The following is a 13,654-nucleotide window of genomic DNA, read 5'->3' as shown; positions in this document are numbered from 1 at the left end:
CCCGCGTGTCCCGCGTGTCCTGCGTGCTCCGCGCGTCCCGCACGTTCAGCACTCCACGATCCGGACGCGGATCGCGCTCGTGTACGGCGGGGTCTTCCTGGTGCTCGGGACGGCGCTGCTCGCCACCGTCAACCTCGCCTCCCGCGCGGGTACGGACTCCCAGGCGCGCGCCATCGCCCGCACGGCCGCGGTCGTCCAGCCCGGATACGCGGTGAACGGCCCCCTCATCACCCGGCGCAGACTCGGGCCGCCCACCGTCTACGACCTCACCGACCATGTCAGCGACGCGGCCGGTCATCAGCTGCTCATGTGGTCCACGGCCTCGCTGCTCGTCATGACGGCCTGCGCGGTCGGCGTGGGGTGGTGGACCGCGGGGCGGGTCCTGCGGCCCGTCCACGAAATGACCGCGAAGGCGCGCCGGCTCTCCGAGCACACCCTGCACGAACGGATCGCGTCGAGCGGCCCCGACGACGAACTGAAGGAGCTCGGCGACACGCTCGACGCGCTGCTGGCCCGGCTGGAGAAGGCGTTCGACAGCCAGCGCCGGTTCATCGCCAACGCCTCCCACGAACTGCGCACGCCGCTCGCCACCCAGCGGGCCGCGATCCAGGTCGGCCTGGACGATCCGTCCCAGGAGGATCTCGTACGGACCCGGCAGACACTCCTGGACAACAACCGGCGCAGCGAGCGGCTCATCGAGGGGCTGCTGGTCCTGGCGCGCAGCGAGCGCGGGCTCGCGGCGGGCGAACGGGAAGCGGTGGACCTGGCGCAGGTGGTGGCCGAGGAGGGAGTCCGGCACCCGGGCGTGAAGATCGATGCCGGGCCCTGTGCGGTACGGGGCAGCCGGCTGCTGCTCGCCCAGCTGGTGGCGAATCTGCTGGCCAACGCCGTCACGTACAACGTGCCCGGCGGGACGGTGGTCGTGTCCCTGGTGACGGCGGGCGACGGAGGGCTGCTGGAGGTGCGCAACACCGGGCCCGTGGTGGACGCGGCGGACATCCCCGGGCTGTTCGAGCCGTTCCGGCGGGGCGAGGGCAAGGACCGGATGGGGCGCGGGTCGGGGCTCGGTCTGTCGATCGTACGTTCTATAGCTGTGGCGCACGGCGGTACGGTCACGGCGGTGCCGGGCCCCGAGGGCGGGCTCGCCGTGACCGTACGCCTGCCGGTGGATCAGTCCTCGGTCGCCGCCGCTTCGCGGGCCGCGACCCAGGCGGGGAGGGCGGCGAGGGCCTCGCGGTAGAACGTGGTGTCCGCGACCTCGCGGGGGGCGGGGCCCGCGTGGAAGAACCCGGCGTTCGGGGCGTCCAGCTTCCGTAGGAAGTCGAAGCCCTTCGCGTCCTGGTCGCCGAACGCGACGAACTGGAAGAACAGCGGCAGCCGTGCCGCCTCGGCGAGCGCCTGCTTGGCGGGCTGCTTGGCGTCCGGCGGGCCGTCCGTCTGGAAGATCACCAGCGCCGGGCCGGTGGCCTCCGACTTCTCGTAGTGCGCGACGACCTCTTCGACGGCGCGGTGGTAGCTCGTACGGCCGAGGCGGCCGAGGCCCGCGTGCAGCTCGTCGATCCGGCCCTCGTGGTCGGTGAGGTCGACCGTGCCGGTGCCGTCGATGTCGGTCGAGAAGAAGACGACGGGGACGGTGGCGTTCTCGTCCAGGTGCGCGGCGAGGGCCAGGGTGCGGTCGCCCAGGTGCTGGGCGCTGCCGTCCTTGTAGAACGGCCGCATGGAGCCGGAGCGGTCGAGGACCAGGTAGACGGTGGCCCGCAGCCCGGTCAGCCCGTGCGCCTCCAGCCCGGTCTGGGCGGCCTTGTACGAGTCGACGAGCCCGGGCGCGCGTGACTCGACCTGGGCGAGGGGGAGGGCGGGCTCGGGGGTGACCTCGGGTGCGGGTGTGGGTGCGGGTGCCGTGTCGGCTGCCGGTTCGGCGGCGGGCGCAGCCGCCGGCTCGGGCTCGACCTCGGTGGCGGTGGGCGCGGCGACCGGCTCGGCCTCGGCAACGGGTGCAGCCTCGGGCTCGGCGGGGGCTTCGGCCTTGGCCTCGACCTTGACGGGCTCGGGTTCGGCAGCAGCCTCGACCTCGGCGGCAGCGGGCTCGACCTCGGCAACCGGTGCAGCCTCCGGCTCGGCGGGAGCCTCGGCCTCGACGGCAGCGGGCGTGGTCTCGACCTCGGTAGGAGTCTCGGCCTCGGCGGCGGGCGCAGCCTCCGGCTCCGCCTTTGCAGCGACCGGCTCGACCTCGACCTCCGCCTTCGCAGCGACCGGCTCGGCCTCTACCTCGGCGGCGACCGGCTCGACCTCTGCCTTGTCGGCGACCGGCTCGGCCTCGACCTTGTCGGCCTCAGCAGCGACCGCCTCCGCAGCCACCGGCTCCGTGACCTCAGCCTCCGGCTCCGTCGGCTTCAGCTCCGCGACCTCGACCTCGACCTCCGGCTCCGCCGGCTTCCGCTTCGGGGCCGAGCCCTGTGCCGGGACCGTGGGGATGGACGCCTTGTCGAAGGCCGCCGCCACCAGGTCCGACGCCAGACCGCTGTCGCCGGTCGCGGACCGGGGAGAGGCGGGGGCCGGTACCGAGGCCTTGGTGGCCGGGGCGGTTTCGCGCACCGGGACGGTTTCCGCAGCCGGCTCGTCCACCGTCACGGTGACCGGCTCCGACTCCGCGGGCGCGGTGCGTTCGGTCTGGGACGGGACCGTGGCCGTCGGCGCCGGCGCGTCCTGCTCCGCGCGGTCGCGGCCGAACACCTTGCGCAGCAAGCTCCGAATGCCCATGGGCGAGGCCTTTCGCGTGAGTTGGGTGCGATAAATGTCCGACCTGCGGGATTCATCCCTGGCCAGGGCGGATACGTAAGGTTAGCGGCCGGATCCGGCCGTTCGGCGGTGCGGCCCGCCCGTGGGACAACTGAGCCGCAACCGAGCCCTGACCGAGTCCTGTGCGCATGCCGTGCGGGCCTGATGTACGTCGTTCAAATGTGCCCACCTGGTCCCGAGTTGCCCTGTTGGCTTGAGCGGCCGGTGCGCCTGACAAGTGGTCAGGCGCACCGTTGTCTGTTTTATCCGCATGCGTTAACAAGAAGGGCCCTCACATGGGGAAACGATCCCGCAGAACGCGTCTTGCGGCCTGTGCCGTGGCGGCAGGGGCAATGCTTTCCGGCCTCGCACCGGCGGCCGGTGCCTCCGTAGCCCAGGCGGCCACCCGGACGGCCACCCCGGCATCCGCGACGCTCGCCGCGGACGATCCGGCACCGGGCCACGAGGGCATGCCGGACGACGGTTTCGACGACGAACCCGAGGGTGAGCAGGACGACTTCGCCGGAACCGGGTCCGGAGCAGGTACCGCCTCGGCCGCCCCGAGCGCCGCCGCTCTTGCCGCCCCCGTCCCCGGCCGGGCCGCCGACTTCAAGCTGGCGACGGGCACCGACATTTCCGGGCTCGTCACCCAACTGGACGCCGCGCTGCCCAAGCAGGGCCTCACCGAGCTGATGGAACAGGCCAATCGGCCCGCCGGCTGGGAGGGGGCCTGCGGAACCGCCGGTATCTACGGTTCCGATCTGGCGGTCAACCACCGCGTCTGCTGGCAGAGCGACGACGCCACCTCCTCGGAGTGGGTACCGCAGGCCATCACCGGGGTCTCGGACGCGCAGGAGGACGAGGACTGGGGCACGTCGAACGCCGAGCCGATCGCCGTGGCCGGCTACGACGCGGAGAACCCGGGCGCGCGTGCACCGCACTAGAGTCGGTTGCATGGTTTCCGGTGAGGCGCCGCAGGCGGAGGGAAGCGTTCGGGTCGACGTCTGGATCTGGTCGGTCCGGCTGACGAAGACCCGTTCGCAGGCCGCTGCCGCCTGCCGCGCGGGACATGTGAAGGTCGCCGGCGAGCGTGCCAAGCCCGCCCAGGCGGTGCACGTCGGCGACGAGGTACGGCTCCGGCACGCGGGCCGGGACCGGATCGTCGTCGTGTCGAAGATCGTGAAGAAGAGGGTCGGCCCTCCGGTGGCGGCGGAGTGCTTCGTCGACAACAGCCCGCCCCCGCCGCCGCGCGAGGCGGCGATCCAGGTTCCGGTACGGGACCGGGGTGCGGGGCGGCCGACAAAGCGGGACCGGCGGGAGATGGAGCGGTTGCGGGGGGCGGGCCCCACGGGGTGACGCGGAGAGCGCGGCTACGGCTGCGGTGAGGCGATCGCCCTCGCCGCAGCCACCTCCTGGCGCAGGGGTGCCAGGACCCCCTCCTCGTCGCCCGGCAGTTCCGCGCGTACGCCGACCAGGGTCTCGCTCGTACGTATCCCGTCCGCCAGTTCCCGCAGTTGCTGCTGGATCCCGGCCACCTCCGCGACCGGCGGTTCCGGTGCTCCGTGGTTGACGCGGACCCGGGCCGCCGTCGTCGCGTCCACGATGCGTTCGACCGCGACGACCAGCGGCCACCAGGCCGCGGCCCGGGTGCCGACCGGGGGCGGTTCCGTCAGGGCGCGCTGGAATTCGGAACGTACGACGGACAGGTCGCGGTAGATGCGGCGCCGGGCCCGCACCCGCTCCGCCCGGTCGCCGGAGCCGCCCGGCTCGAATGCGTACGCCACATAGTCGGCGATGTCCGCCACCGCGTCCGCGAGCCGGTGGCCGACCCGGACGTGCCAGCTCTCCGGCCACAGCAGATAGCCCGCCACCAGCACGATGGCGCAGCCGATCAGGCTGTCCAGGAAGCGCGGCCAGACCAGATGGACGCCCTGGTGGTTCAGCAGATCGGACAGGAGCAGGATGACCGGGGTGATGGCCGCGGTCTGGAACGCGTACCCCTTCGCCGTGAGTGCCGGGATCAGCGCGGCGAGCACCACCATCGCCGGCACGTCCCACCAGCCGATAGGCACCTCGGCGAGCACCGGTGCGGCGATCACGAGACCGGCCGCTGTGCCCACCGAGCGCAGCACGGCCCGCGAGAACACCGAGCCGAAGTCCGGCTTGAGGACGAACGTGACGGTCAGCGCGACCCAGTAGGAGCGCTCCACCGGGACCAGCGAGGTCAGTGCCTGGGCCAGGCCGATGCAGAGGGCCAGACGCAGCCCGTACCGCCACGAGGACCCGGAGAGCAGCACGTCGCGCGTCGTCCGCCGAATCCGTGCCCCGAGCGCGGCCGGGCGTCCGAGCCGGTCGTCGACGTTGTACGGGTCGGGGTCGGCCTTGTGCACGACGGACGCCGCGTGCCGCAGCGCGCTGTCCACCGCCCGGGTGGCGGGTGAGTCCGGGGCGGGCAGGGTGAGTTCGGCGCCGCCGGTGCGGCTCTCCTCGACGGCGGCGGCCAGTTCACGTACCGCCGCCGGGATCTCGTCCGGGAGCGGGCACCGCCGGACGTGCACCGCCGACGCCGCCTCGACGAGCGGGATGACGACATTGAGCTGGGCGAGCAGCCGCACCATGGCGTTGCTGCGGCCGTGGTAGCGGGCCCGGCGGGCCAGGATCAGGTCGTAGGAGGTGTTGAGGGAATGGGTGACGGCCTGCCGCTGCTCCTCGTACGCGTCGGTGCCTGCGGCGGCGAGCATGTCGGCGACCGAGAGGTAGGTGTCCGCGACCGCGACCCGTTCCGGCAGTTTCCGCCGCAGCGGCCACGCCAGCAGCGACATGGTGAGGACGAACAGGCCGCCGACCGTCAGCAGCAGCGGCGCCACCCACCAGGGGTTCGGCATCGGGAGCCCGGCGCCGACCACCGCGTCGAGCAGGAGCAGCAGACCGGACACGGAGGCGACGGCGCCGATCGTCGACATCATTCCGGAGACCAGACCGACGAGGGTCAGCGCGGCGACGGCCGCCCAGCCGGTCCCGAACACCAGCGTGCCGAGCATGATGCCGAGCGCGCCGAAGAGCTGCGGTACGGCGATGTTGAGGATGCGCATCCGGTACGCGTCGGCAGTGTCGCCGATGACGCCGGAGAGCGCGCCCATGGAGACGAGTGCGCCGTACGCGGGCCGGTCCAGCGCGAAGCCGACGGCGAGCGGTGCGGCCAGGGCGATGGAGGCGCGGACGGCCGCGGCCCAGGGGATGCGGGCGGCCGACCGGGGGCGAAGTCCGCTCACCAGCCAGGGCGGTGGTGCCGCACGCCTGCGTCCCGATTCCGCCTCCGTGCCGGTCAATGCGTCCCCCTGCGTCGTGCGTTCAGCCCCGGTAGCCCTCGACCTCGTCGGCCGGCCGGACCTTCGCCGCGGACGGGTCCTCGCCGAACTCACTGAGGGCGCGGCGCTGTCGCAGCAGGTCCCAGCACTGGTCGAGCCGGACCTCCACCGTACGCAGGCGGGACTTCTCGTCTTCGGTCAGGCCCATGTCCTGGGCGGAGCGGTCGCGCAGGTTCCGTTCCTCGGAGATGAGCCCGCCGATGTTGTCGATGATGTCGCGTTCCTGGTCGTCCATGACGCCTCCTTCGGGGATCGGTGTACGCACGGGGCTCGGAGGCGGGGCTCAGAGCACGATGACCGTCTTGCCGCGTGCGCCGCCCGTCCGGTTCCGGTCGAGGGCCTGCGGGGCCTTCTCCAGCGGGAGCTCGATGTCGATGGGCACGCGCAGTACGCCCTCGGCGGCGCCCTCGGCCAGGACGTCGAGCAGGACCGGGGTGGGTTCGAGCCGGAAGTCGATGCCGGTCACGTCCGCGGGAAGGGCGGCCCCGGCGGCGACGCCCCGGGTGGTGAGGGCGATCCCGCCGCCGCGTACCAGCGCGGCATGGGCGGCGAAGGTGTCCGGGGTGGTGGAGACCAGGTCGACGAGTGCGTCGACGCCGTCCGGGCAGGTCTCCCGTACCGCCGCTTCGAGGGAGCGGTCCGTGGTGTCGATCGTGACGGTGGCGCCCAGGGCCGTCATCCGCTTGCGTTCGTCGCCGCGCACGGCCGCGAGCACGCGTACGTCGCGGGCCGACGCGAGCTGGGTCAGATAGCTGCCGACGCCGCCCGCCGCCCCGATGACCAGCAGGCTCTCGTGGCCGCGGAGCACCGCGATCTCCAGGATCTGGGCAGCAGCCATTCCGGCGGACGGCAGCGCCGCCGCGGTACGGAGGGGGAGGCCGTCCGGGACGAGGGTGATGGCGGAGTCCTGCGGTACGGACACGTAGTCGCAGTACGTACCGGCGCCGGCCGCGGGCCCGGCCACCCGGCCGAAGACCTGGTCGCCGACCCGGAAACGGTTCTCGCCGCTGCCGATCATGTCCACCCGGCCCGCGAAGTCCACGCCCACGACCAGCGGGAACACCCGCGGGGTGAGGCTGTCGTCCAGGGAGTCCTGTGCGGCCTGCCAGTCGCACGGGTTGAGTGCGGCGTACTCGATCCTGACCCGTACCTCACCGGCTTCCGGCTCGGGCTTGGGTATCTCGACCAGTGCGGGGTCGGCTCGGAACGCGCTGACGGCTATGGCTCGCATATGGAAGACCTCTCAGTCGTCCCCGATCCGGCAGTCACGAGAACCACTCTTCCCCGGCCTGCCTGTCGCCGCACGTCGAACCGGGTCCGGTACGGATCCTGCCTGTCGCCGCACGTCGAACCGGGTCCGGTACGGATCCTGCCCGTCGCTCCACGTCGAACCGGGTTCGCTACGGGCCCTGCGCGCCGCCGCACGTCGAACCGGGTCCGCTACGGGCGCTGCCCGCCCTGCCCGCCGCCGTGCACTCCGCGCGCCGTCCACACCCGCCCGAGCACCGCGCACAGCGCCACCGCCAGCCCCACACCGAACACGATCCACACCGTCGTGCGCAGCGAGCTCGTCAGCGCGTCGTACACCGCCGCCGCACCGCCCGTCTCGCTGTCCGGCACCCCGGACAGCACCCGGTCGCGGGCGACCGCGATCCCCACGCGCAGGACGAGCGCCCCCAGCGCGAAGCCGAACCCGGCCACCGCCGTGGCCGAGAGCGCGGCGAGCGCGGAGCGCCTGCGCCCGGGGCCGCCGCGCACCCAGGCCACGGCCACGGTCAGTACGGCGAACACGACCGTGCCCACGGCAGGCCAGATGCTGCCGGCCCGAAGCCACCGGAAGGTCTGGCGGAACTGGTCGGCGCGGTCGGCGGAGACGATCGTGATGTCGGTGTGCTGAACCGGGATCAGGTTGGCGAGCAGCACCCCGTTCTCCTCCAGGTTCTGTTTGACCTGCTCCGTCATCGGCGCCAGATCGATGGTCACGGCATCGCCGGTGTTGCCGTTCAGCGCGGCGGTCACGGCCTCGTGGGCGGTGCGGTTGGCGGCGTTCCACGCAGCCTGGAAGGCGTCGGTGGTGGTGAAGGACATCACCGCCTCGTGCAGGAAGTCCCGCACGGTGCTCTGGAGCGGCCCGGCGTCGATCTGCTTCATCGCCCCGTCGGTGATGAGGTCGCTGACGGTGCTCTGTACCTCGGGGTCGGCGGCGAGCGGGGCCACCGCGGCGACGTAACGGTCCGTGTTGTCGATCTCCAGATCCACCCAGGCGGAGAGTGCGCTCAGCGGGACGAGGACGGCGAGCAGCACCAGCACCACCACCGCCAGAGCCGCCGAGAGATACGTCCGCACCCCTCCAGGGAATCCCGTACGGGAGCGGCGCGCCCCGGGCCCTGCGCCATCCGAGTTGCCGGGCGGCGCGGCCGGGTGTGCTCTGGTAGGGAAAAGGGGCGACGGAAGGAGTTCTCCGCCATGGCCACTCATGCAGCAATGCCGACCCGCGGACGGACCGGGGACAAGTCACGGGCACGTGGGCACAGCGCCCGCGCCTGGGCCATCCCCGTCACGCTGGGTGCCGCGTACGGTCTCTACGCGTCGTTCATCCTGCGCAACAACGGCGCGAGCGGCGGCCGGCAGTTCTGGTACGGCCTGATCGGTGCGGTGGTGCTCGCCGTTCTCTGCTTCGCGCTGGGCCGCATCCAGCACACCATGCTGCCCCTGGTGCGGGCGGTGGCGTACGGCGCGCTGACAGCCGCGGCGATCGGCCTGCTCGTCGGGCTGACCGATTCGAGCGTGCTGCGGTCCTCGGCACTGGGACTGGCGGTCGGCCTCGGGATGTTCATCACCACCTTCTACATCTTCTACACGCGAGAGGAGACGTGAGCGCGTCTCCCGCCGCAGTGAGAAGCCCCCGGCAAGAGAGGACGGGCCCGCGCAGAGCGCGGGCCCGTCCTCTCTTGCCCACAGTTGCGGTCAGTCGCGTACGACCGTCACCGGGCACGGTGCGTGCTGGGTGACATGGAGGCTGACCGAGCCGAGCAGGGTCGCCTTGAAGCCGCTGTAGCCGCGAGCGCCGACGACCAGCAGGTTCGCGCCCTTGGCACGCTCCAGCAGGGACTGGGCCGGGTTGCCGATCACCACGATCTTGCTGACCGTGGCCGCGCCCTCGGCGCCCAGGGCCTCCTCCAGCGTCTCGGTGAGGGCCACGGTCGCGACGGCCTGCGGATCGAAGTCCTCCGGCATGCCCGGCATCATGGACGCCCAGCTGGTCGAGGGGTACTCCCAGCTGTTGACGGCCTCCACCGTGTCACCGGTCAGTTCCGCCTGGCGTACGGCCCAGTGCAGCGCCTTGATCGACGACTCGGAGCCGTCAACGCCCACTACGATCCTGCCCATCTCTGCCTCCAGCTCGGTTCGGCTCAGTGCGCAGAGGCGTCGTGCGAGAAAACCTCGCACGACGCATCTTTCGGTCCAACTCTAATCAAACCGGACAGGGCTTCGGGTGGCGGGTTCGCTCGAGCAGGCTCAGTCCAGCCGGAGGTCGGCGAGCTGCTGCTCGAATGGCACGACCTCGTCGTCGAGCCCGAGCGCCCTCGGCGCCCCGGAGGCCGCCCGGCCGCCCGCGATCATGGTCGCGAGCTCGCCACCGGCACGCCGGATGCGGGACGGCAGGCCGTCGGTGTACTCGTCGCCGGACGAGCCCCAGTCCTCCGAGGCCGCGTACACGGAGGTCGGTACGACGGTGGCCCGCAGGTAGGCGAAGAGCGGACGCATCGCGTGTTCCAGGACGAGCGAGTGGCGGGCGGTGCCGCCCGTCGCCGCGATGACGACGGGCTTGCCGGTCAGCGCCGTGTTGTCGATCAGGTCGAAGAACGACTTGAACAGTCCGCTGTACGAGGCGGTGAAGACGGGCGAGACGGCGATCAGGCCGTCCGCCTCCGTCACCTCCTTGATCGCCTCGTCCAGGGTGCTCGGCGGGAACCCGGTGACCAGGTGGTTGGCGATGTCGACGGCCAGATCGCGCAGATCGATCACCCGGACCTCGACCGTGCGGTCCTGCTCGGCCATCAGGCGCTCGCGGGCGGCGCCGGCCAGCCGCTCGGCCAGCAGCCGGGTCGACGAGGGGCTGCTCAGCCCGGCCGATACGGCGACGATCCTCAGGGGCTCGGTGGCGAACACGCTGGACGTGGTGGACACGGTGGTCAGGCCTCCTTCGTGGCCGTGCGGGCGGCGACGGCCGGGTGTACGGGGGCGGAGTCCGGGACTCCGGCCGGCCGCAGGTTGGCGAACTCCTTGCGCAGCACCGGGACGACCTCCTCGCCGAGGAGGTCGAGCTGCTCCAGGACCGTCTTCAGCGGCAGTCCCGCGTGGTCCATCAGGAACAGCTGGCGCTGGTAGTCGCCGACGGCGTCCCGGAAGGACAGGGTCCGCTCGATGACCTCCTGCGGGGAGCCGACGGTCAGCGGGGTCTGCCGGGTGAAGTCCTCCATCGAGGGCCCGTGCCCGTAGACCGGCGCGTTGTCGAAGTACGGACGGAACTCCCGTACCGCGTCCTGCGAGTTCTTCCGCATGAACACCTGGCCGCCGAGGCCGACGATGGCCTGCTCGGCGGTGCCGTGCCCGTAGTGCGCGTACCGCTGCCGGTAGAGGTTCACCATCTTCTTGGTGTGCTCGATGGGCCAGAAGATGTTGTTGTGGAAGAAGCCGTCCCCGTAGTACGCGGCCTGCTCGGCGATCTCCGGGGAGCGGATGGAGCCGTGCCAGACGAACGGCGGGACGCCGTCCAGCGGGCGCGGGGTCGCGGTGAAGGACTGCAGCGGCGTACGGAACTTGCCCTCCCAGTCGACGACGTCCTCGCGCCACAGCTTGTGCAGCAGGGCGTAGTTCTCGATGGCGAGCGGGATGCCCTGGCGGATGTCCTTGCCGAACCAGGGGTAGACCGGTCCGGTGTTGCCGCGGCCCATCATCAGGTCGACGCGGCCGTCCGCGAGGTGCTGGAGCGTCGCGTAGTCCTCGGCGATCTTCACCGGGTCGTTGGTGGTGATCAGCGTCGTGGACGTGGACAGGATCAGGTTCTCGGTGCGGGCGGCGATGTAGCCGAGCGTGGTCGTCGGGGAGGACGGGACGAACGGCGGGTTGTGGTGCTCACCGGTCGCGAAGACGTCCAGGCCGACCTCCTCCGCCTTCTGGGCGATGGCGATGGTGGCCTTGATCCGCTCGTGCTCGCTCGGTGTCCTGCCGGTCGTGGGGTCGGTGGTGACATCTCCGACGGTGAAGATCCCGAACTCCATGGCGCCCGCCTCCAAGTTTGTTGAACATTGAACTATCTGAACACACCCTACAACGGGTCACCCCCCTGACCTATTCCGCCGGGGAGGGCCGGGGTGGTGCGTACCCTGGACGGGTTGCGGAGGCCGGGCGCCTCCGGCCGGACGGAGGCAGGGCTGTGGGCGAGAGCGGCGAGAGCGAGCGCTGGAAGGAACGCGGCGTAGCGCTGCGCGTCTTCGTGTACGTCTTCGCCACGCATCTCTTCGCAGGCTTCATCTGGATCCTCTTCTACGTGGGCGAGCACGCCAAGAAGTGAGCGGGCGGCGCGTGGCAGCGCCCGGGGCGCGCGGAGGACGTAGACCTTCGGTCGCAGGAGTCCGGTCGCGGGGACCAGGACCGTGTGCCGATGCGGGCGGGGGGCCGAATGCCTACGCTGCGGGCCTCGGTGCGCAGACGGGCGTGCCGCTGTCAGGGAGGAGCACCACCGTGCCGTTCACCGGCCAGAGCCATATTCGTCTTGCCCGGCCGTCCCGGGACCTCGCCGCCGCCGAGCGGTTCTGGGTGGGCGGACTCGGACTGAGCGTGCTGTTCCGCGCCGAAGCGGGACGGGAGCCCGGTGCGCACGATCTGCTCATGGTGGGGCTGCCGGATGCCTCCTGGCACCTGGAGCTCGTGCACGGCGGCGACCACCCCGTAGATCCGCGCCCCACCGACGAGGACCTGCTCGTCCTCTATCTCGATGAGCCCGTGCCGGACGAGATGGTGGAGCAGCTGCAGGAGCACGGGGGCAAGCGCGTCCTGTCGCCGAATCCGTACTGGAACGAGTGGGGCGTCACCGTCGAGGACCCGGACGGATACCGGCTCGTCCTGTGCAGGCGCGGATGGTCCAACTCCTGAGGGGCCGGACAGGGAGGCGAGGGAAAACGCGAGGTGGTGTGGCGGGCGGTAGTCGCTACACTCGGTCCATGACCTCCGTACCGTGCCGGAACTGGTGGCGCTCCTTCTAGGAGCGGCCACCTCATCAGCACGGGATCAGGGCCGTTCGATATGGACGGCCCCTTTTTCATGCCCTTCTGCGGTACGAAACCGAGCCCGTGGGCCGTCCTCCACGCACACACCATCGCGAGGAGAGATCCATGACCGTCACGGACACCACTGCCGACACCGACACCGACACCGACACCGACACCCTCACCGACCCGGCCGGGCTGCGTGCCGCCGAGCTGGAGGAGCAGGTCCGGAGGACGCCCGAGCGGTTCCGCGTCCTGACCGGTGACCGGCCCACCGGGGCGCTCCATCTCGGGCACTACTTCGGCACGCTCCACAACCGGGTGCGGCTCCAGGAGCTCGGGGTGGACGTCTTCGTCCTCGTCGCCGACTACCAGGTGCTGACCGACCGGGACGTGGCCGAGCGGCTCACCGAGATCACGGAGGGGCTGTTGCTGGACTACCTGGCCATCGGGATCGACCCGGAGCGCTCGACGGTCTTCAACCACAGCGCCGTGCCCGCGCTCAACCAGCTGATGCTGCCCTTCCTCAGCCTGGTCTCCGTCGCCGAGCTGGGCCGCAATCCCACGGTCAAGGACGAGATCGCGCACTCCCGGCAGTCGGCCGTCAGCGGGCTCATGTACACGTATCCGGTGCACCAGGCTGCCGACATCCTGTTCTGCAAGGGCAATCTGGTGCCGGTCGGGCGGGACCAGCTGCCGCATCTCGAAGTGACGCGGACCGTCGCGCGGCGGTTCAACGAGCGGTACGGAGAGGTGTTCCCCGAGCCGGACGCGCTGCTCTCCGCCGCGCCGCTCCTTCTCGGCACCGACGGCACCAAGATGAGCAAGAGCCGCGCCAACTCCATCGCGCTGGGCGCCGACGCGGACGAGACGGCCCGGCTGATCAAGGGCGCGAAGACGGATGCCGAGCGGCACATCACGTACGAACCGGAGACCCGGCCCGGGGTGTCGTCGCTCGTGCTGCTGGCGGCTCTCTGTCTGGACCGCGATCCGCGCGTCGTGGCCGAGGAGATCGGTGGCGGTGGCGCGGCTGTCCTCAAGCGGACGGTCACCGACGCCGTCAACAGCAAGATGGCGCCGATCCGGGCCCGGCGGGCGGAGTACGCGCAGGACATGGGGTACGTACGGTCGGTGCTCCGGGCCGGCAACGAGCGTGCCAATGAGATCGCCGGGGCGACGCTGGACGAGGTGCGGGGGGTGATGGGCGGCGGGCTGTAGGCCCCGGACTCCGGTCGG

At 71.6% G+C, this 13,654-nt stretch carries 15 protein-coding genes; 7 read left to right on the top strand and 8 right to left on the bottom strand.

Annotation, left to right across the window (positions count from 1 at the left end):
* The first annotated feature begins 19 nt into the window (after positions 1 to 19).
* Positions 20 to 1,240, top strand: coding sequence for a sensor histidine kinase (locus ACGFU7_RS09050; RefSeq protein ID WP_393694258.1), 1,221 nt, complete (start codon positions 20 to 22; stop codon positions 1,238 to 1,240).
* Here the strand turns inward: ACGFU7_RS09050 and ACGFU7_RS09045 are convergent.
* On the bottom strand, positions 1,171 to 2,760 hold the full coding sequence (locus tag ACGFU7_RS09045; protein WP_393693803.1) for a VWA domain-containing protein: 1,590 nt from the start codon (positions 2,758 to 2,760) through the stop codon (positions 1,171 to 1,173). The genes ACGFU7_RS09050 and ACGFU7_RS09045 overlap by 70 nt on opposite strands.
* 371 nt (positions 2,761 to 3,131) lie before the next feature.
* Between ACGFU7_RS09045 and ACGFU7_RS09040 the strand changes: the two genes are divergently transcribed.
* Positions 3,132 to 3,722 (top strand): hypothetical protein, encoded by a 591-nt coding sequence (locus tag ACGFU7_RS09040; RefSeq protein WP_393693801.1) that lies wholly within the window; start codon positions 3,132 to 3,134, stop codon positions 3,720 to 3,722.
* Between the two features lie 10 nt (positions 3,723 to 3,732).
* Entirely contained in the window at positions 3,733 to 4,134 is a 402-nt protein-coding gene (locus tag ACGFU7_RS09035; protein ID WP_393693800.1) for an RNA-binding S4 domain-containing protein, read from the top strand.
* Positions 4,135 to 4,148: 14 nt separating this feature from the next.
* Here the strand turns inward: ACGFU7_RS09035 and ACGFU7_RS09030 are convergent, their stop codons facing one another.
* The 4 genes from ACGFU7_RS09030 to ACGFU7_RS09015 form a co-directional block, all read right to left on the bottom strand.
* Positions 4,149 to 6,107 (bottom strand): FUSC family protein, encoded by a 1,959-nt coding sequence (locus ACGFU7_RS09030; RefSeq protein ID WP_393693798.1) that lies wholly within the window; start codon positions 6,105 to 6,107, stop codon positions 4,149 to 4,151.
* Between the two features lie 22 nt (positions 6,108 to 6,129).
* Entirely contained in the window at positions 6,130 to 6,381 is a 252-nt protein-coding gene (locus tag ACGFU7_RS09025) for a DUF2630 family protein (RefSeq protein WP_393693797.1), read from the bottom strand.
* Positions 6,382 to 6,429: 48 nt separating this feature from the next.
* Positions 6,430 to 7,377, bottom strand: coding sequence for an NADP-dependent oxidoreductase (locus ACGFU7_RS09020; RefSeq protein WP_393693795.1), 948 nt, complete (start codon positions 7,375 to 7,377; stop codon positions 6,430 to 6,432).
* 209 nt (positions 7,378 to 7,586) lie between these two features.
* The gene (locus ACGFU7_RS09015) at positions 7,587 to 8,492 is read right to left on the bottom strand and encodes a hypothetical protein (RefSeq protein WP_393693794.1); all 906 of its coding nucleotides are present in this window, start codon (positions 8,490 to 8,492) and stop codon (positions 7,587 to 7,589) included.
* Positions 8,493 to 8,612: 120 nt separating this feature from the next.
* Between ACGFU7_RS09015 and ACGFU7_RS09010 the strand changes: the two genes are divergently transcribed.
* Complete coding sequence (locus ACGFU7_RS09010) at positions 8,613 to 9,023, top strand: hypothetical protein (protein ID WP_393693792.1); 411 nt, start codon at positions 8,613 to 8,615, stop codon at positions 9,021 to 9,023.
* A 90-nt stretch (positions 9,024 to 9,113) separates the two neighbouring features.
* Here the strand turns inward: ACGFU7_RS09010 and ACGFU7_RS09005 are convergent, their stop codons facing one another.
* The 3 genes from ACGFU7_RS09005 to ACGFU7_RS08995 form a co-directional block, all read right to left on the bottom strand.
* A complete protein-coding gene (locus ACGFU7_RS09005) occupies positions 9,114 to 9,536 on the bottom strand; it encodes a universal stress protein (protein WP_393693790.1) in 423 nt (140 codons plus the stop codon).
* Positions 9,537 to 9,665: 129 nt separating this feature from the next.
* A complete protein-coding gene (locus tag ACGFU7_RS09000) occupies positions 9,666 to 10,319 on the bottom strand; it encodes an FMN reductase (RefSeq protein WP_393694256.1) in 654 nt (217 codons plus the stop codon).
* A gap of 23 nt (positions 10,320 to 10,342) precedes the next feature.
* Positions 10,343 to 11,431: an LLM class flavin-dependent oxidoreductase gene (locus ACGFU7_RS08995; RefSeq protein WP_393693788.1), complete on the bottom strand. Its 1,089-nt coding sequence runs from the start codon at positions 11,429 to 11,431 to the stop codon at positions 10,343 to 10,345.
* A gap of 155 nt (positions 11,432 to 11,586) precedes the next feature.
* Here ACGFU7_RS08995 and ACGFU7_RS08990 point away from each other — a divergent pair, with 155 nt between their 5' ends.
* The 3 genes from ACGFU7_RS08990 to trpS all read left to right on the top strand — a co-directional run bounded on the left by ACGFU7_RS08990 (position 11,587) and on the right by trpS (position 13,636).
* Complete coding sequence (locus ACGFU7_RS08990) at positions 11,587 to 11,724, top strand: DUF6126 family protein (protein ID WP_351196063.1); 138 nt, start codon at positions 11,587 to 11,589, stop codon at positions 11,722 to 11,724.
* A gap of 170 nt (positions 11,725 to 11,894) precedes the next feature.
* On the top strand, positions 11,895 to 12,305 hold the full coding sequence (locus ACGFU7_RS08985) for a VOC family protein (protein ID WP_393693786.1): 411 nt from the start codon (positions 11,895 to 11,897) through the stop codon (positions 12,303 to 12,305).
* A 239-nt stretch (positions 12,306 to 12,544) separates the two neighbouring features.
* Entirely contained in the window at positions 12,545 to 13,636 is a 1,092-nt protein-coding gene (gene trpS, locus ACGFU7_RS08980) for a tryptophan--tRNA ligase (RefSeq protein WP_393693784.1), read from the top strand.
* The last annotated feature ends 18 nt before the right edge of the window (positions 13,637 to 13,654 follow it).

This window comes from Streptomyces sp. NPDC048473 (assembly GCF_043200155.1).
Classification (GTDB): Bacteria; Actinomycetota; Actinomycetes; order Streptomycetales; family Streptomycetaceae; genus Streptomyces.
Note: the sequence above shows the minus strand (reverse complement) of the source record. Positions and strands in the feature narration are given on the sequence as shown.

Coding starts and splice junctions, on each gene's coding strand:
- ACGFU7_RS09045 (WP_393693803.1), bottom strand. CDS start 2,760: ATGGGCATTCGGAGCTTGCTGCGCAAGGTGTTCGGCCGCGACCGCGCG.
- ACGFU7_RS09040 (WP_393693801.1), top strand. CDS start 3,132: ATGCTTTCCGGCCTCGCACCGGCGGCCGGTGCCTCCGTAGCCCAGGCG.
- ACGFU7_RS09035 (WP_393693800.1), top strand. CDS start 3,733: ATGGTTTCCGGTGAGGCGCCGCAGGCGGAGGGAAGCGTTCGGGTCGAC.
- ACGFU7_RS09025 (WP_393693797.1), bottom strand. CDS start 6,381: ATGGACGACCAGGAACGCGACATCATCGACAACATCGGCGGGCTCATC.
- ACGFU7_RS09020 (WP_393693795.1), bottom strand. CDS start 7,377: ATGCGAGCCATAGCCGTCAGCGCGTTCCGAGCCGACCCCGCACTGGTC.
- ACGFU7_RS09010 (WP_393693792.1), top strand. CDS start 8,613: ATGGCCACTCATGCAGCAATGCCGACCCGCGGACGGACCGGGGACAAG.
- ACGFU7_RS09005 (WP_393693790.1), bottom strand. CDS start 9,536: ATGGGCAGGATCGTAGTGGGCGTTGACGGCTCCGAGTCGTCGATCAAG.
- ACGFU7_RS08995 (WP_393693788.1), bottom strand. CDS start 11,431: ATGGAGTTCGGGATCTTCACCGTCGGAGATGTCACCACCGACCCCACG.
- trpS (WP_393693784.1), top strand. CDS start 12,545: ATGACCGTCACGGACACCACTGCCGACACCGACACCGACACCGACACC.